Source organism: Aurantimonas sp. Leaf443, assembly GCF_001425575.1.
GTDB lineage: Bacteria > Pseudomonadota > Alphaproteobacteria > Rhizobiales > Rhizobiaceae > Leaf443.
Map to the genome: position 1 here is coordinate 36,349 of NZ_LMRD01000013.1, position 16,589 is coordinate 52,937.

The 16,589-nt window shown below is 71.6% G+C and carries 14 protein-coding genes; 8 read left to right on the top strand and 6 right to left on the bottom strand.

Annotation, left to right across the window (positions count from 1 at the left end; genetic code table 11):
* Positions 1-33: 33 nt before the first annotated feature.
* Genes ASG48_RS17255 through ASG48_RS17265 form a run of 3 tightly spaced genes read left to right on the top strand, consistent with a single transcriptional unit; the run spans position 34 to position 5,380 of the window.
* Positions 34-1,173 carry an efflux RND transporter periplasmic adaptor subunit gene (locus tag ASG48_RS17255; protein ID WP_244486940.1) on the top strand — a complete coding sequence of 380 codons (1,140 nt, stop codon included), beginning with the start codon at positions 34-36 and terminating at the stop codon, positions 1,171-1,173.
* Positions 1,170-2,276 (top strand): efflux RND transporter periplasmic adaptor subunit, encoded by a 1,107-nt coding sequence (locus tag ASG48_RS17260; protein WP_244486941.1) that lies wholly within the window; start codon positions 1,170-1,172, stop codon positions 2,274-2,276. The genes ASG48_RS17255 and ASG48_RS17260 overlap by 4 nt, the downstream gene beginning before the upstream one ends.
* A complete protein-coding gene (locus tag ASG48_RS17265; protein WP_156381666.1) occupies positions 2,273-5,380 on the top strand; it encodes an efflux RND transporter permease subunit in 3,108 nt (1,035 codons plus the stop codon). Before ASG48_RS17260 ends, ASG48_RS17265 begins: the two co-directional genes overlap by 4 nt.
* A 13-nt stretch (positions 5,381-5,393) precedes the next feature.
* Here ASG48_RS17265 and chrA read toward each other — a convergent pair whose 3' ends face one another.
* The 5 genes from chrA to ASG48_RS17290 form a co-directional block, all read right to left on the bottom strand.
* Positions 5,394-6,740 carry a chromate efflux transporter gene (gene chrA / locus ASG48_RS17270; RefSeq protein WP_055852855.1) on the bottom strand — a complete coding sequence of 449 codons (1,347 nt, stop codon included), beginning with the start codon at positions 6,738-6,740 and terminating at the stop codon, positions 5,394-5,396.
* Between the two features lie 8 nt (positions 6,741-6,748).
* Positions 6,749-7,819 (bottom strand): ABC transporter ATP-binding protein, encoded by a 1,071-nt coding sequence (locus tag ASG48_RS17275; protein ID WP_055852857.1) that lies wholly within the window; start codon positions 7,817-7,819, stop codon positions 6,749-6,751.
* Positions 7,816-8,643, bottom strand: a complete 828-nt coding sequence (locus ASG48_RS17280; protein WP_055852860.1) for an ABC transporter permease subunit — start codon at positions 8,641-8,643, stop codon at positions 7,816-7,818. The genes ASG48_RS17275 and ASG48_RS17280 overlap by 4 nt, the downstream gene beginning before the upstream one ends.
* Entirely contained in the window at positions 8,640-9,473 is an 834-nt protein-coding gene (locus tag ASG48_RS17285) for an ABC transporter permease subunit (protein ID WP_244486946.1), read from the bottom strand. Before ASG48_RS17285 ends, ASG48_RS17280 begins: the two co-directional genes overlap by 4 nt.
* Before the next feature lie 271 nt (positions 9,474-9,744).
* Positions 9,745-10,767, bottom strand: a complete 1,023-nt coding sequence (locus ASG48_RS17290) for an ABC transporter substrate-binding protein (RefSeq protein WP_244486947.1) — start codon at positions 10,765-10,767, stop codon at positions 9,745-9,747.
* A gap of 462 nt (positions 10,768-11,229) precedes the next feature.
* Between ASG48_RS17290 and ASG48_RS17295 the strand changes: the two genes are divergently transcribed.
* From ASG48_RS17295 to purU, 5 genes are all read left to right on the top strand, one after another.
* Positions 11,230-11,910, top strand: a complete 681-nt coding sequence (locus ASG48_RS17295) for a DUF1045 domain-containing protein (protein ID WP_055852867.1) — start codon at positions 11,230-11,232, stop codon at positions 11,908-11,910.
* Positions 11,911-11,915: 5 nt separating this feature from the next.
* On the top strand, positions 11,916-13,061 hold the full coding sequence (locus tag ASG48_RS17300; protein ID WP_055852870.1) for an alpha-D-ribose 1-methylphosphonate 5-triphosphate diphosphatase: 1,146 nt from the start codon (positions 11,916-11,918) through the stop codon (positions 13,059-13,061).
* On the top strand, positions 13,051-13,626 hold the full coding sequence (phnN, locus tag ASG48_RS17305; RefSeq protein WP_055852873.1) for a phosphonate metabolism protein/1,5-bisphosphokinase (PRPP-forming) PhnN: 576 nt from the start codon (positions 13,051-13,053) through the stop codon (positions 13,624-13,626). The genes ASG48_RS17300 and phnN overlap by 11 nt, the downstream gene beginning before the upstream one ends.
* Positions 13,627-13,751: 125 nt before the next feature.
* Positions 13,752-14,630 carry an SMP-30/gluconolactonase/LRE family protein gene (locus ASG48_RS17310; protein ID WP_055852877.1) on the top strand — a complete coding sequence of 293 codons (879 nt, stop codon included), beginning with the start codon at positions 13,752-13,754 and terminating at the stop codon, positions 14,628-14,630.
* Positions 14,631-14,725: 95 nt separating this feature from the next.
* Positions 14,726-15,580, top strand: coding sequence for a formyltetrahydrofolate deformylase (gene purU / locus ASG48_RS17315; RefSeq protein WP_055852880.1), 855 nt, complete (start codon positions 14,726-14,728; stop codon positions 15,578-15,580).
* A 98-nt stretch (positions 15,581-15,678) separates the two neighbouring features.
* On the opposite strand, the gene ASG48_RS17320 is transcribed toward purU, so the two are convergent.
* Positions 15,679-16,428, bottom strand: coding sequence for a hypothetical protein (locus ASG48_RS17320; protein ID WP_055852884.1), 750 nt, complete (start codon positions 16,426-16,428; stop codon positions 15,679-15,681).
* Between the last annotated feature and the right edge of the window lie 161 nt (positions 16,429-16,589).

Here is a 16,589-nt window from a genome sequence, read left to right on the forward strand (position 1 = left end):
GATGCAGCGGGCCCCTCTTCGCCTGACGGTGCGGTGCCCCGCCCGCCTGCGCCGCGTCCGCGTGCGCCGGGCCTTGCGCCGCGTGCCCTGCCGCGCGCCGGTGCGCTGGCGCTCGTCCTCATCCTTGCCGCCTGCAGCGACAGCGCGCCCGTCCCCGAGAAGCCGCCCGTCGCGGTGCGCGTGACGACGGCCGAGCGCGGCCCCTATTCGCCGACCGTCACGCTGACCGGCACGGTCGCCGCCCGCACCGAGAGCGACGTGTCCTTCCGCATTCCCGGCCGCATCGCCGCGCGGCTCGTCGATGTCGGCGACCGGGTGAAGGCGGGCGCCGTCCTCGCCCGGCTCGACCGCACGGAGCAGGAGGCGGACGTGACGGCGGCCCGCGCCACGCTGAACGCGGCCGAGGCGACGCTGCGCCAGGCCGAGACGAACTTCACCCGGCAGGACCGGCTCTTCGCCCGCGGCTACGCCACCGGCTCGGTGCGCGACGCGGCCCGCGAGACGCTGCAGCGCGCCAGGGGCGCCTACGATGCGGCGAAGGCGGCGCTCGGCACGGCGGAGGAACAGCTCGCCCAGACCGAGCTCCTCGCCGAGATCGACGGCGTCGTCACCGCGCGCTACGCCGAGGACGGCCAGGTCGTGAACGCGGCCGAGGCCGTGTTCAAGCTCGCCGAGGACAATGCCCGGGACGCCGTCTTCGACGTGTTCGAGAAGGCGACGTCGAGCGAGCCGGTGGAGGGCCGCGTCGCGCTCGCCCTCGCCGAGGATCCCGCCGTCACCGCCATGGGCCGCGTGCGCGAGGTGGCGCCCGCGCTCGACGCGGCGAACGGCACCTTGCGCGTGAAGGTCGCCATCGAGGCGCCGCCCCCTTCCATGACCCTCGGCGCGGCCGTCACCGGGCGGGCGACCTTCGCCGCGCGCGATCTCGTCGACCTGCCGGCCTCGGCCTTCTTCGTCACCGCCGGCGCGCCCAGCGTCTGGATCGTGGAGGAGACGTCGAACCGCGTCGCGGCGCGGGCGGTGGCGATCGACCGCTATCTCACCGGCCGCATCCTCGTCTCGCAGGGCGTCGCCGACGGCGACCGGGTCGTGACCGCCGGCGCGCAGTTCCTGACGGAGGGCCAGGTGGTGGATCCGCGTCCCGAGACCGACGTCGCGCAGGCCGGCCGATGAACCGCTCCCCGCAGACCATGGCCCGCCGCGCTCCCCTTTTCCTCGCTCTCGGCCTCCTCGCCGCGCTCGCCGGGTGCAAGCCGGAGGAGGAGGCGGAAGCCGGCCTGCCGCCGCGCCCCGTCCTCTCCATCGTCGTCTCCGAAAGCGGCCCCTCTCGCGTCGGCCATGCCGGCACGATCGAGCCGCGCTTCACCACCGATCTCGCCTTCCGCGTCGGCGGGCGGATCGTCGAGCGCAGCGCCGAGGTCGGCATGCGCGTCGCGCCCGACCAGACGCTGGCGACCCTCGACCCGCTCTCGCTCGATCTTGCCGTGCGCTCGGCCGAGGGCGACCTCGTGACGGCGGGCGCGCAGGCCGACAACGCGCGCGCCACCGCCGAACGCCAGCGCGCGCTGCTCGCCCGCAGCGCCGCCGCCTCCTCCGAGGTGGAAAGCGCCGAGGAGGCGCTGCAGACCGCCGAGGCGGGCCTCGCCCGCGCCCGCTCCGCGCTCGACAAGGCCCGCGAGCAGCGCCGCTACGGCGTCCTCACCGCGGAAGGGGGCGGCATCGTCACCGCCGTCCTCGCCGAGGTCGGCCAGACGGTGACGGCCGGCCAGGCGGTGATGCGCCTGGCCCGCGACGACGTGCGCGAGGCGGTGGTGGACCTGCCCGAGGAGATCGCCCGGCGCCTCTCGCCCGGCACGCCCTTCGACGTCTCGATGGAGAGCGATCCCTCGGTCGTGGCGCGCGGCGCGGTGCGCGAGATCGCGCCCGCCGCCGACAACGCCACGCGCTCGCGCCGCGTCAGGATCACGCTCGCCGAACCGCCCGCCGCCTTCCGCCTCGGCACCACGGTGCGGGCCTCGCAGGTCGTGGAGAGTCTGGCCTCGATCGACATCCCCTCCTCCGCGCTCCTGGAAAGCGAGGCGGGCGGGACCTTCGTCTGGGTGGTCGACGAGGCCTCCTCGCGCGTCTTCACGCGGCCCGTCACGGTCGCGGATCGCGGCGAGGACACGATCCGCATCGCCTCCGGCATCGCGCTCGGCACGCGCGTCGTCACCGCCGGGGCCAACAGTCTGAAACAGGGCCGGATCGTCAGGATCGGCGGGGGAATGGTGCGTTGAAGACGGGTTTCAACCTCTCGGACTGGGCGCTCGATCACCGCTCGCTCGTCTGGTACTTCATGATCGTCGCCTCGCTCGCCGGCATCTACGCCTATATCCATCTCGGCCGCGAAGAGGATCCGAACTTCACGATCAAGACCATGATCGTGACCGCCAGCTGGCCCGGCGCCTCCGTCGAGGACACGATCGACCAGGTCACCGACCGGATCGAGAAGAAGCTGGAGGAGATCGAGACCCTCGACTTCACCCGCTCGATGACGAGCCCCGGCGAGACGCTGATCTTCGTGCAGCTGCGCGACACGGCGCGCGCCGAGGCCGTGGCCACCACCTGGCTGCGCGTGCGCAACATCCTGCGCGACGTCGCGGGCGAATTGCCGAGCGGCGTGCGCGGGCCCTTCTTCAACGACGATTTCGGCGACGTCTTTGGCAATATCTACGCCTTCACCGCCGACGGCCTGACGCGCCGCCAGCTGCGCGACTACGCGGAAGAGGCGCGCGCGGCCATCCTCACCGTGCCCAATGTCGGCAAGGTGAACCTCATCGGCGCCGAGGACGAGCGCATCTTCCTGGAATTCTCCACGCGCGAGACGGCCGCGCTCGGCATCACGCAGGACATGGTCGTCCAGGCGCTGCAGGCCCAGAACGCCATCTCGCCCTCCGGCGTCATCGAGGCGGACGGCGAGCGCATCTCGCTGCGAGTCAACGGCCAGTTCACCTCCGAGAAGAGCCTCGCCGACGTCAATCTCTACGTCAACGACCGCTTCTTCCGCCTGTCGGACGTGGCGACCGTGACGCGCGGCTACGCCGACCCGCCGGAAACGCTGTTCCGCTACGGCGGCGAGCCGGCGATCGGCCTTGCCATCGGCATGCGCAAGAACGCCAATCTCCTGGAATTCGGCGAGGCGCTGAAGGAGCGGATGCGCACGATCGAGGCGGACCTGCCGGTCGGCGTCGGGGTGCATCTCGTCTCCGACCAGCCGGCCGTGGTCGAGGAGGCCGTCGGCGGCTTCACCAAGGCGCTCGGCGAGGCGGTGGCGATCGTGCTGATCGTCTCCTTCGTCAGTCTGGGCATGCGCGCCGGCTTCGTCGTCGCGCTGTCCATCCCGCTGGTCCTGGCGATCACCTTCGTGGCGATGTTCTATTTCGGCATCTCGCTGCAGCGCATCTCGCTCGGCGCCCTCATCATCGCGCTCGGCCTTCTCGTCGACGACGCGATGATCGCCGTCGAGATGATGGTGGCGCGGCTGGAGGTCGGCGACAATCTCCGGCAGGCGGCGACCTACGTCTACACCTCCACCGCCTTCCCGATGCTGACCGGCACGCTGGTGACGGTCGCCGGTTTCATCCCGGTCGGGCTCAACGGCTCGGCGGCGGGCGAGTTCACCTTCACGCTCTTCGTCGTGATCGCGGTCTCGCTTCTCGTCTCCTGGGTGGTGGCGGTGCTCTTCGCGCCGCTTCTCGGCGTCACCTTCCTGCCCAAGGCCCTGAAGCACAAGCACGGCAAGGCCGGCCTCTTCACGCGGCTCTTCCGCTTCGTGCTGCGCCTTGCCATGCGCTTTCGCTGGATGACGATCGCGGCGACCGTCGTCCTCTTCGCCGCCTCGCTCTACGGCATGGGCTTCGTGCAGCAGCAGTTCTTCCCCTCCTCCGACCGGCCGGAGGTGATCGTCGACTGGACGCTGCCGCGCAACGCCTCCATCACCGCGACGCGCGACGAGATGAACCGCTTCGAGCAGAATCTGAAGGGCGACCCGGACATCGACCACTGGACCTCCTATGTCGGCCAGGGCGCGGTGCGCTTCCTTCTCTCCTACGACGTGCAGCCGCCCTCCCCCAATTTCGGGCAGATCGTCATCCTGACGAAGGACCTGGAGGCGCGCGAGCGCGTGCGGGCCAAGCTGACGCAGATCGTGGAGCGCGACTTCGTGGGCACCGACGCCTTCGTCCACATCCTCGACATCGGCCCCCCGGTCGGGCGTCCCGTGCAGTACCGCCTCAGCGGCCCCGACATCCAGCCGCTGCGCCAGAAGGCGCAGGAACTCGCCTCCATCCTCAACGGCAGCGCCGATCTCGGCCCGGTCGTCTACGACTGGAACGAGCCGGCGCGCGTGGTGAAGGTCGACGTGCTGCAGGACAAGGCGGCTCAGCTCGGCGTGACCTCGCAGGACATCGCCTCCGTCCTCAACGGGGTCGTGGGCGGCGAGACGGCGACGCAGATCCGCGACGACATCTATCTCGTCAACGTCGTCGGCCGGGCGCGCGACGCCGAGCGCTCCTCCATCGAGACGATGGAGAACCTGCAGATCCGCGGCCGCAACGGCGGCTCCATCCCGCTCGCGGCCGTGGCGAACTTCCGCTACGAGGCCGAGCAGCCCGTGGTCTGGCGCCGCCACCGCCAGCCGACCATCACGCTGAAGGCGCCGCTGCGCACCGCCGTGCAGCCGGCGACGGCCGTCGCCAGCCTCCAGCCGCAGGTCGACGCCTTCGCCGCCGCCCTGCCGGCCGGCTACCGGCTCGTCACCGGCGGCGCGGTGGAGGAGAGCGGCAAGGCGCAGGGGCCGATCGCGGCCGTCGTGCCTCTGATGGTCTTCGCCATGGCGACGATCCTCATGCTGCAGCTCCAGAGCTTCCAGCGGCTCGTCATCGTCATCGCCGTCGCCCCGCTCGGGCTGATCGGCGTCGTGGCGGCGCTTCTCCCCAGCGGGGCGCCGCTCGGCTTTGTGGCCATTCTCGGCGTGCTCGCGCTCATCGGCATCCTCATCCGCAATTCGGTGATCCTGATCGTGCAGATCGAGACCCTGATGGCGGAGGGGCTGGCGCCGTGGAACGCCGTCTTCGAGGCGACCGACCACCGCATGCGGCCGATCATGCTGACGGCGGCGGCGGCCTCGCTCGCCCTCATCCCGATCTCGCGGGAAGTGTTCTGGGGGCCGATGGCCTATGCCATGATGGGCGGCATCATCGCGGGAACGCTGCTGACGCTCCTGTTCCTGCCCGCGCTCTACGTCACCTGGTTCCGCATCCGGCCGGACACGCCGGCCAAGGCCGCGACGCCCGCGGCCGGCGCCCATCCCCTGTTCTCCATGACCGACCAGCGGGCCTGAGGCGCCGCGCCGGTCAGCCGAAGAGGAGCGCGCGGGCCAGACCCGCCGCGCAGCCGGCGGCGAGGACGGCGCCCATCGGCCAGTGCAGGCGGAAGAGGAGGACGAAGGCGAGCGCGGCGAGAAGGAGCGCGCCGCCATCGAGGCTGGAGAGGACGGGGACGCTCGTGTGCAGCCCGAAGGCCTCGAAGGCGCGCACCTCGCCGAAGAGGACGTGCAGCGCCAGCCAGAGCGAAAGGTTGGCGATGACGCCGACCACCGCCGCCGTGATGGCGGAGAGGGCGGCCGAGAGGGCCCGGTTGGCGCGCAGCGCCTCCACGTAGGGGCCGGCCGAGAAGACCAGCAGGAACGAAGGCAGGAAGGTCACGTAGATCGTCAGCACCGCGCCGAGCGTGCCGGCGACGAGCGGCGGCAGGCCGGTCTCGGCCCGCGCGGCGGCGAGGAAGCCGACGAACTGCAGCACCATGATGAGCGGGCCGGGCGTCGTCTCGGCAAGGCCCAGCCCGTCGAGCATCTCGGTCGGCGAGAGCCAGCCATAGGTCTGGACCGCGGCCTGCGCCACGTAGGCCAGCACCGCATAGGCGCCGCCGAAGGTGACGAAGGCCATGGTGCCGAAGAAGCGGGCGATGGTGGAGAAGACGTCGCCCGGTCCGAACGCGAGATTGAGGACCAGGATCGGCGCGAGGAAGAGCGCGATCATCGCCAGCGCCTGGCGCAGCGTGCGCGCGTGGTTCGGCCGCGCGTGGTCCGGCACGCGGGCGCCGAGGAGGGATGTGTCCTGCGCCTCCGCCCGGCCGCCCGCGGCGGGCCTCGCGCCGAAGGCGGCGGGCGCCAGCGCCCCGCAGACGGCCGCCGCGGCCACGACCAGCGGGAAGGGCAGGCCGAAGAGGAAGAGCGCGGCGAAGGCCAGGACCGCGACGACGAGATGCGCGCGCCGCTTCAGCGCCCGCCTGCCGATGCGCATCAGGGCCTCGACGACGATCGCCAGGACCGCCGCCTGCAGGCCCATCAGCGCGGCCGAGACGAGCGGCAGCTGCCCGTAGAGGACGTAGACGAGCGAGAGGGCCAGGATCGCGAGCGCGCCCGGCAGAACGAAGAGCCCGCCGGCCAGGAGCCCGCCGCGCCGCCCGTGCATGAGCCAGCCGACATAGGTGGCGAGCTGCTGGGCCTCCGGCCCCGGCAGCAGCATGCAGACATTGAGCGCGTGCGAGAAGCGCGCCTCGCCGATCCAGCGCTTCTCGTCCACGAGGATGCGGTGCATCACGGCGATCTGGCCGGCCGGACCGCCGAAGGAAAGGGCTGCGATACGTCCCCAGACCGGCAGCGCCTCGCGCAGGGTCGGCATGGGACGGGCGGCGGGCATGGGCTCGATCAGGACAGGCCTGCCTTTTCGGTCTGGAGCGCGAAGACGTCGGTCGGTGCGAAATGCAGCTCCACGCTCTCCCCGCGCCGGGGCGGCGGGGCGGCGGGATTGTTGAACGTGTCGGCGAGGATGGAGCCACCGGCGACCGAGAGCTTCAGGCGCACGACGGAGCCGAGGAAATGGGCGTCCTCGACGCGGCCCGAAAGCTGGTTGATGCGGGCGGGCGCGGCCTCGATCTTCACCGCCTCCGGGCGCAGCGCCAGCGTGACGGCGCTGCCGGGCGCGGCCTGCGGCGGCTCGGCGAGGACGATGCTCCGGCCTTCCACGCGCACGCGCGACCCGCCCTCGTAGACGCCCTCCAGAAGGCTGAGCGTGCCGACGAAGCCGGCCACGAAGCGCGAGCGCGGGCGGTTATAGATCTCGAAGGGCGCGCCGCTCTGCTCGATCCGCCCCTCGCTCATCACCACGATCCGGTCGGAGATCGAGAGCGCCTCTTCCTGGTCGTGGGTGACGAAGATCGTGGTGATGCCGAGCTCGCGCTGCAGGGCGCGGATCTCCTCGCGCAGCGAGACGCGGATCTTGGCGTCGAGGGCCGAGAGAGGCTCGTCGAGGAGGAGGACGCGCGGCTGCACGGCGAGCGCCCGGGCGAGCGCCACGCGCTGCTGCTGGCCGCCGGAGAGCTGGTAGGGGTAGCGCTCGGCGACATGCGGCAGCTTGATGAGCGCCAGCATCTCCTTCACGCGGGCGGCGATCTCGGCCTTCGGGCGCCCGGCGACCTTGAGGCCGAAGGCGACGTTGCCGGCGATGGTGAGGTTGGGAAACAGCGCATAGGCCTGGAACACCATGCCGATGCGCCGGGCGTTGGGGGCGAGGTCCGTCACGTCCTGCCCGTCGATGACGATGCGCCCCGCGCTCGGCGTCTCGAAGCCGGCGATCATGCGCAGCATCGTCGTCTTGCCGCAGCCCGAGGGGCCGAGAAAGGTGACGAACTCGCCGCGCTCGACCGAGAGGTCGAAGCGGTCGACGACGGTCGTCGCCCCGAAATGCTTGGAGACGTCCTCGATCGTCAGAAAGCTCATGGCGCGGCCTTCCGGCGGAACGGGTTGGAGATGCGGCGGGGCGCGGCGACCGCGCCCGCCCTGCGCCCGCCGAAGAGCTGCAGGAGCCCCATGCAGGCCCAGGTGATGGCGAAGGCGATCATGGCGAGCGCGGCCGGCTCGTAGGCGCGGTTGGCGCCGACATTCTGCAGATACGGTCCGAAGGCCGGCCGGTTGAGGAGGCTCGCCAGGACGAACTCGCCGATGACGATGGCGAAGGTCAGGAAGGCGCCCGACAGGATGGCGGGCCGCACGTTGGGCAGGATGATGCGGGCGAGCACCGTGCGCCGGCTGGCGCCGAGGCTCTCGGCCGCCTCCGTCAGCGTGCGGATGTCGATCGCCGCGAGGCCCGTGTCCACCGCCCGGTACATGTAGGGCAGCGACAGGGTGACGTAGCCGAGCACGAGCAGGATGTTGGTGCCCGTCAGCGTCGCGGTGAAGGGCATGAGGGAGGAGGAGTTGTAGAGCCGCAGATAGCCGAAGACGAGGACGATGGGCGGGATCACCAGCGGCAGGAGCGTGACGAACTCGACGAGCGGGCGCAGGCGCGGCAGGCGCAGGCGCACCCAGTAGGCCGTCGGCACGATCAGCAGGACGCCGATGACGATGGTGGAGAGCGCGCAGACGACCGAGAAGGAGAAGCTCTGGCGGAAGCGCGCGTCGGCGAAGACGATGCGATAGGCCTCGAGACTGTAGGTCCCCCGCACCATGCGCAGCGAGAATTCGAGCGTCGCCACCAGCGGCAGCAGGAAATAGAGCGCGCCGAGGATCGTCACGATCCACGGCAGGACGCGGGAGGCCCTCATCGCATCCACCGTTCGGCCCGCCCGCGCAGCCAGATGTAGAGCCCGTTCGACAGGCCCGTGATGAGGATCATGCCGACCGCCAGCGCATAGCCGAGATTGGGATTGTAGAGCACGTCGCCGCGGATCTGCGCATAGAGGAGGATCGGCACGATGTTGAGCGAGGAGCCCGTCAGCGCATAGGCCGTGGCGATGGCGCCGAAGGCGTTGGCGAAGAGGAGGAGGAAGCAGCCCAGGAGGCTCGGCGCCAGCACCGGCAGCGCCACGAGGCGCCAGTACTGCCAGGTCGTGCCGCCGAGAATGGAGGCCGCCTCGCGCCATTCGCGCTTCAGCCCGTCCAGCGCCGGCGCGATGATGAGCACCATCAGCGGGATCTGGAAGTAGAGATAGGTGATCGTCAGCCCCCAGAAGGACAGGAGGTTGAAGCCGAGCCGGTAGATGTTGACGCCGAAGACCTCGTTCAGGAACACGGTCACGAGGCCGAGCCGGCCGAGCGTGGCGAGGAAGGCGAAGGCAAGCGGCACGCCGGCGAAGTTCGAGGCGACGCCCGAGAAGGTGGTGAAGGCCGGCCGCAGGACGCGCGGCAGGCCGCCATGGACGATGGCATAGGCGAGCGCGAAGCCGATCAGCGCGCCGAGCGCGGCCGAGGCGAGCGAGATCTGGATGGAGATCTTATAGGCCGAGAGGATGTTGGGCTGCAGGAGCGCGGCGAAATTGGCCAGGGTGAAGGCGCCCGTCGGATCCTGGAAGGCGCCGATGGCGAGATAGAGCGTCGGGCCGACGAGGAAGAGCAGCGCGAAGAGGAGGAAGGGCACGACGCCGAGGAAGGACAGGTCGGCGCGCCGCTGTGATGACGCGGCGGGCGGTGCGGCAGGTGCCCTCGCTCCGGCATCGGCCGTCGGTCCGCTTGCGATAGTGCTCAAACCCTCGTCCCCTCGGTCGAGGGCGGGCGGCGTCTCGAACGCCGCTTTCTCGCCCCTCTCGCCCCTCTCGTCGCCGCTGGCGCGGCCCCGAGGGCCGCCTCCCCTCCCCGCCCTGGGCGGGGGCCGGCGCGCCCCACGCGCGCCGGCCCCGCTTTCGTGCGGGCGCTGCGGTCCGTCAAGCCTACTGGACGTTGGCGCCGACCGCCGCGTCCCACTTTTCGGTGATCTCCTTCTTCGACGCTTCCTGTTCGGCGAGCGTCGGGAAGACGGCGGCCTCGTAGGCGGCGGCCGGCGGCAGCTTGTCGAGAAGGTCCTGGGGGATCTTGCCGGCCTTGGCCATCGCGTTGAAGCGGATCGGGTGGCAGTAGCCCTTCAGCCAGCCGAGCTGGCCCTCGTCCGAATAGAGATATTCCATCCAGAGCTTGGCGGCGTTCGGATGCGGCGCGAAGGCGCTGATCGCCTGCACGTAGACGCCGGCGACGACGCCGGTCTTGGGCACCACGACCTCGACCTGCGGATTGCCCTTCAGCGTGTCGCGGTCGGACAGGGCGTTGTAGTCCCAGCGCACGATGATCGGGGTCGTGCCCTGCGCCAGCGAGGCGGACTTGCCGATGACGGGCACGAAATTGCCGGCCTTGTTCAGTTCGCCGAAGAAGGCGAGACCCTCGGCCGCCGCCTTCGAGGCGTCGCCGCCGGCGCGCGAGAGGCCGGCCGCGTAGACGCCCTGGATGGCCTGGTTGGCCGAGCGGGGATCGCCGGCGAGCGCGACCGAATTGGCGTATTCGGGCTTCAGGAGATCGGCCCAGTCCTGCGGCATGGTCTCCACGATGTCCTTGTTCACCTGGAAGGCGAGGACGCCGTAATAGTCGCCGTACCAATGGCCTTCGGCATCCTTGGCGTCGTCGGGGATCTCGTCCCAGGTCGAGACCTTGTAGGGCTGCGTCAGGCCCTCGGCCTTGGCCATCGGGCCGAAGGAGAGGCCGACATCGATGACGTCGGGCGCCTGCGGGCCGGTATTGCCCTTGTTGGCCTTGATCGCCTCGATCTCGTCGCCCGAGCCCGCATCCGGGTTCAGCTCGTTCACTTGGAGGCCGTACTTGGCCTTGAAGCCCTCGATCACGGCGCCGTAGCCGCACCAGTCGTGCGGCAGGGCGATCGTCGTCAGCTGGCCCTCGGCCTTGGCGGCCTTGACGAGCTCGTCCATCGAGGCGGTCTGCGCGAGTGCGGCGCCCGGCAGGAAGGACAGGAGCGCCACCGCGCAGACGCCACGCTTCAGGTTGTGTCTCATGTCGATCCCCCAGGGCAGACCGGCCGGGCCGGCGCCATCGCAAACTCAGATCCGCCGTTCGGCGCTCGCCCTCCCGACAGTGCGGGACATACGCGTCGCCCCTAGCAACGACGCATGACATCTGCATGTCGTTTCATCGCTGCCTCGGCATTCGGCACTTTGCGAGAGGAACCGTTTCCGCTCGGACGCGCAAGGGCAAAATAGATCGGGCCACAGCGTTTCTTCCCATCCGGCGGCGACCATGCACTCTAGACTGGTCAAGTCTTGCGCGCATCTCTATCAGGACGCGGGTTCAACCCCGGAGCTGCGCGCGATGGACCTGAAACACACCGCCCCCGGTCGCCCTGCGGCCGCCCCGGCCACCGGCCGCTGACGCCGATGCGCGCCGGCCTCTATTTCACCCCTCCCCCGGGATCGAGCCTGACGCGCGCCGCCGCGCTCTGGCTCGGGCGCAACGCCTTCGACGGCGAGCCGACGCGCGCGCCCGATGAGACCCTCGACCCGCTCGTCGCCGACCCCGCGCGCTACGGCTTCCACGCCACGATGAAGGCGCCCTTCCGCCTCGCCTCGGGTCTGGCGCTGGCCGAACTCGACGAGCGGCTCGCATCCTTCTGCGCCTCGCGCGATCCGGTGCGCATCGACTCCCTGGGGCTGGCCGAGATCGAGGGCTTCCTCGCCCTCGTGCCGAAGGAGCCGCCGGCATCCCTCGCCGCGCTGGAGGAGGCGGTGGTCACCGCCTTCGAGCCCTTCCGCGCCCCCGCCAGCGAGCAGGATCTCGCCCGCCGGCGCCCGCATCTCCTGACCGAGCGCCAGCGCGAGCATCTGGAGCGCTTCGGCTACCCTTACGTCCTCTCCGAGTTCCGCTTCCACATGACGCTGACCGGGCGGCTGGAGAAGGATGCGGCCAAGGCCGTGACGAAGCGGCTGCGCAAGGCGCTCGGCGATCTCGACGGCGCGCCGCGCACGATCGACAGCCTGGCGCTCTTCGTGGAACCCGCCCCCGGCGCGCCCTTCCGCGTCCACTCCCTCCACCCTTTCCGCAGCCCGACGAGACCCTGAGACCGATGGCGGACGAAACGATCCTTGCCAATGCCCGCCTCGTCCTGCCGGGCGAGACCGTCCACGGCCATATCGTCCTGCGCGACGGGCTGATCGCGGCGGTCGACACGGGCGCGGCGCCCGCCGGCGCGGAGGACATGGGCGGCGACACGATCGTCGCCGGCCTCGTGGAGCTCCACACCGACCATATCGAGGGCCATTACATCCCGCGCCGCAACGTGTTCTGGAACCTCCTGGCGGCGATCCAGGCCCATGACGCGCAGATCGCGACCTCGGGCATCACCACCGTCTTCGACGCGCTGCGCGTCGGCACGGACGACGACGCGGCGATGAACGCCGACCATATGTCCGCGATGGCCGCCGCCATCGACCGCTCGGCGCGCGAGGGGCGGCTGCGGGCCGACCACTTCATCCACCTGCGCTGCGAGGTCTCCGCCGACGACGGGCTGGAGGGCTTCCGCGCCATGGAGGACAGTCCGCGCCTGAAGCTCGTCTCGCTGATGGACCACGCGCCGGGCCAGCGCCAATATGCCGATCTCGCGCAATATCGCGGCTACTACCAGAAGAAGCTCGCCCTCACCGACGAGGCCTTCGAGACCTTCAGCGCGCGGCGCATCGCGCAGTCGCTCAGAAACGCCGGCCGCACGCGCGCGGCCGTCTGCGAGGCCTGCCACGCCCGCGGCATCGCCATCGCCTCCCACGACGACGCGACGCTCGCCCATGTCGCCGAATCGGCCGAACTCGGCGCCGCGCTCGCCGAGTTCCCGACGACGCTGGAGGCGGCGCGCGCCTCGCGCGAGGCCGGGCTCAAGGTGCTGATGGGCGGGCCCAACATCGTGCGCGGCGGCTCGCATTCGGGCAATGTCTCCGCGCTCGAGCTCTGGCGCGCCGGGCTCCTCGACATCCTCTCCTCCGACTACGTGCCCTTCAGCCTCCTGCAGTCCGCCTTCCTCCTGGCCGAGACGGGGGAGGCCAGCCTCAGCGAGGCGATGGCGCTCGTCTCGACCAATCCCGCGCGCGCCGTCGGGCTCGACGACCGCGGCGCCGTCGAGACGGGGCTTCGCGCCGATCTCGTGCGCGTGGCCACCAGCGGCGAGGGCGAGCCGCCGGTCGTGCGCGCCGTCTACCGGGAGGGGCGGCGTGTCGCCTGAGCGGGCCGCCGGCCGCCTCGTCGCCGTCGTCGGCCCGAGCGGGGCCGGCAAGGACACGCTCCTGCGCCTCGCCGCGCAGGCGCTGGCCGGGCGGCCGGACGTCGTCTTCGCCCGCCGCGTGGTCACGAGAGAGGCCGACGAGGCCGCCGAGGACCACGACGCGATGGAGCCGGACGCCTTCGCGGCCGCCAGCCGCGCCGGCGCCTTCTGCCTCGAATGGAGCGCGCACGGCCTGTCCTACGGCCTGCCGGCGAGCCTCCTCGAGACGGTGCGCGCCGGCGGCACGGTCGTCGCCAACCTCTCGCGCGAGCGGCTGCAGGCGGCGGCCGCGCGCTTTCCGCAGCTCGTCGTGGTGGAGGTCACGGCGCCGCGCGCCGTCCTCCTCGCCCGGCTCGGCGCGCGCGGGCGCGAGGAAGGGGCGGCGGTCGCCGCGCGGCTCGAGCGCAGCGTGGCGCTGCGCGTGCCGGAGGGCTGCGCCGCCCGCCACACGATCCGCAACGACCGCGAGCCGGCGGCGGGAGCGGCCGAACTCGTCGCCATCATCGCGGACCGGCCCGCCGGATGATGCCGAAGTCAGCCGGCTTATGAAAACCGCGCGGCCTGCGGTCGACGCCCTGCGAGAGGCCATTTTGCTTCGGCGCCCCATCGGCTAGATTGGCCGCGACGAAACGTCCGGGCGGATTCCTGCAGATGACAGACAATGCGGTCACGAGATTCAGCGAGCATCGCGCCCAGCTCGGCGAGGGCCCGACCTACGATCCGGCGACGCGCACCGCCTTCTGGTTCGACATCGAGGGCAAGGCGCTGTTCGAGAAGCGCGACGGCGCGGCGGAGGCCGTGCGCCACGCCCTGCCCTTCATGGCGAGCGCGCTCTGCGTCGTCGACGCCGCGCGCCAGCTGATCGCCGCCGAGGACGGGCTCTACCTGCGCGACACGGCGAGCGGCGCGCTCTCGCTGCATCTGCCGCTCGAGGCCGACGATCCGCAGACGCGCTCCAACGACGGCCGCACCCATCCGTCGGGCGCCTTGTGGATCGGCACGATGCACAAGGGCGGCGAGGCCGGGCGCGGCGCGATCTACTGGTACCGCATGGGCGAGATCCGGCAGCTCTACCCGCGCATCGGCATTCCCAACGCCATCTGCTTCACCGCCGACGGGCGCCTCGCCTATTTCACCGACACCAAGGTCGGGCGCCTGATGAAGGTGGATTGCGATCCGCAGACCGGCCTGCCGACCGGCGAGCCGCGGCTCTTCCTCGACCATTCGGGCGGCGAGGGCGGGCTCGACGGCTCGGTCTGCGACGCCGAGGGCACCGTGTGGAACGCGCGCTGGGGCGCCGGAACGCTCGACGCCTACGCGCCGGACGGCACGCGCCTGCGCTCGATCGCGCTCGGCGCCCGCCAGGTCACCTGCCCGGCCTTCGTCGGGCCGAAGGCCGACCGCATCATCGTCACCTCCGCCTATTCCGGCCTCTCGGAGGCCGAGCGCGCCGCCGATCCCGACGCCGGCGCGACCTTCCTCGTCGACAGTCCCGTGTGCGGGCGGCACGATCCGGCCGTGGCGGTCTAGACTCCGGCGCGGCGGTGGTGAAGGCGCGCCGGCTCGGCTAAGACGGCGCCCGAGCCTTCCCCGCCCGGCGCCAGGGCCGCCCCAAGGACCATCGCATGCACGAGACGAGCCTCATCCTCACCCTGTCCTGCCGGGACCGGCCCGGCATCGTCGCGGCCGTGACGCGCGAACTCTTCGAGGCCGGCGCCAACATCGCCGAGAGCGCCCAGTTCTGGGACCGCCAGAGCGACCGCTTCTTCCTGCGCATCGCCGCCACCGCGCCGGCGCACATGCCGGTGGAGGCGCTCGCCCCCCGTCTTGAGCCGGTCTTCTCGCAATTCGGCATGGAGGCGCGGCTCGTCGACGCCGCCCGCCTGCCGCGCGTCCTCCTGATGGTCTCCCGGTTCGACCACGCGCTGCAGCACCTCCTCTACCAGGTGCGCACCGGCTGGCTGAAGGCCGAGATCGTGGCCATCGTCTCCAACCACGAGGACGCGCGGCGCATCGCCGACAACGAGGGCCTGCCCTTCCACCACCTGCCGGTGACGCGCGAGACCAAGGCCGCGCAGGAGGCGGCGCTTCTCGCCCTCGTGGAGGAGACCGGCACCGATCTCGTGGTGCTCGCCCGCTACATGCAGGTCCTGTCGGACGAGCTGTCGCGCCGCCTGTCGGGCCGCGCGATCAACATCCACCATTCCTTCCTGCCGAGCTTCAAGGGTGCCAAGCCCTATCATCAGGCGCACGAGCGCGGCGTGAAGCTCATCGGCGCGACGGCCCATTACGTGACGGCCGATCTCGACGAGGGCCCGATCATCGAGCAGGACACCGAGCGCGTGACCCACGCCATGTCGGCGGACGATCTCGTGGCCATCGGCCGCGACGTGGAATCGCGCGTCCTGGCGCGGGCCGTGAAGTACCATTGCGAGAACCGCGTCATGCTGAACGGTCACCGCACGGTCGTCTTCGCCTGAGAAGACCCGCCCGCACATGACGACGGCGCCGCCCCGAAGGAGCGGCGCCGTCTTCGTCCCGGCCGGACGGCCCGGCCGGGGCCGGGATCACGAAGGCCTCAGCCGCGATCCATCGGCCGCTCGCCGCGTCCGCCGCGCTCGCCATCGGGACCGCCGCGCCAGTGCCGGCCGGGGCCGCCTCTGTCGCCACGATCCTGATGCGCCTCGTGCATCATGGAGCGCACGAGGCCCTGCGCGGTCTCGACCTGCTCCGGGGTGAGGGCGCCGCGCAGCTGGTCGAGCGCGGTCTTCAGCGCCTGCGCCTTCTGCCCGCGCTCGATGGCGCCGTCGGCCATGCGGTCGATCATGGCGAAGGGCGTCGGCCCGCCTGCCTCGTCCGGCGCGCCGGCCTCGGCCTCGGACTCGTCCGGCATCGCGCCGCCCGGCGCGGGCGGCGTCTGGCCCGCCGCGGGCGGCGGGGAGGCCGGGCGCGCGTCGCGGTCCATGCCCGGCCTCATGCCGCCGGCGGGGCCGGAGGCCTGCGCGAAGGCGACCGCCGCGCCGGTGAAGGCGCGCCAGGCGTCCATCTGGTCCGACCGGATGCCGATGCCGGTCTCCAGCGTGGCGAGCGCGGCGGCGACCTTGGCCGGCGACATCATCGCCATCATCATGGGGCCGCGGCGCGGTCCGCCGTGATGGCGCCCGCCATGCTGCTTCGGCCCGTCGCCACGCTCCATGCGCGGGCCGGCGGGGGCGTCGGGCGCGCCCTGCGCGAAGGCGGTGGCGGGAAGGGCGGCGAGAAGCGCGCCGCCGAGAAGGGCGGCCCGCAGGGCGGGCCGCAGGCGCGCGGTGGGGGTGGAACGGGTCATGGTGGATCTCCTTCGATCGCGGCCGGCCCGAGGGCCCGCCTCCCGGTTTCGAGGCGCTGGCGGAAAAAGTCTGACCCTCCCGCCGGCTCGGATCGAGTTCTAGACCGCCCGCACCGCACGATTGCGGCCGGGGCGTATCGAAATGTGTCCCTGCCCTTTCG

What these genes read in the sequence shown, in the direction of transcription:
- ASG48_RS17260 (WP_244486941.1), top strand. Translation starts at nt 1,170, where the DNA reads ATGAACCGCTCCCCGCAGACCATGGCCCGCCGCGCTCCCCTTTTCCTC.
- chrA (WP_055852855.1), bottom strand. Translation starts at nt 6,740, where the DNA reads ATGCCCGCCGCCCGTCCCATGCCGACCCTGCGCGAGGCGCTGCCGGTC.
- ASG48_RS17275 (WP_055852857.1), bottom strand. Translation starts at nt 7,819, where the DNA reads ATGAGCTTTCTGACGATCGAGGACGTCTCCAAGCATTTCGGGGCGACG.
- ASG48_RS17280 (WP_055852860.1), bottom strand. Translation starts at nt 8,643, where the DNA reads ATGAGGGCCTCCCGCGTCCTGCCGTGGATCGTGACGATCCTCGGCGCG.
- ASG48_RS17290 (WP_244486947.1), bottom strand. Translation starts at nt 10,767, where the DNA reads ATGGACGAGCTCGTCAAGGCCGCCAAGGCCGAGGGCCAGCTGACGACG.
- ASG48_RS17295 (WP_055852867.1), top strand. Translation starts at nt 11,230, where the DNA reads ATGCGCGCCGGCCTCTATTTCACCCCTCCCCCGGGATCGAGCCTGACG.
- ASG48_RS17300 (WP_055852870.1), top strand. Translation starts at nt 11,916, where the DNA reads ATGGCGGACGAAACGATCCTTGCCAATGCCCGCCTCGTCCTGCCGGGC.
- ASG48_RS17310 (WP_055852877.1), top strand. Translation starts at nt 13,752, where the DNA reads ATGACAGACAATGCGGTCACGAGATTCAGCGAGCATCGCGCCCAGCTC.
- purU (WP_055852880.1), top strand. Translation starts at nt 14,726, where the DNA reads ATGCACGAGACGAGCCTCATCCTCACCCTGTCCTGCCGGGACCGGCCC.
- ASG48_RS17320 (WP_055852884.1), bottom strand. Translation starts at nt 16,428, where the DNA reads ATGACCCGTTCCACCCCCACCGCGCGCCTGCGGCCCGCCCTGCGGGCC.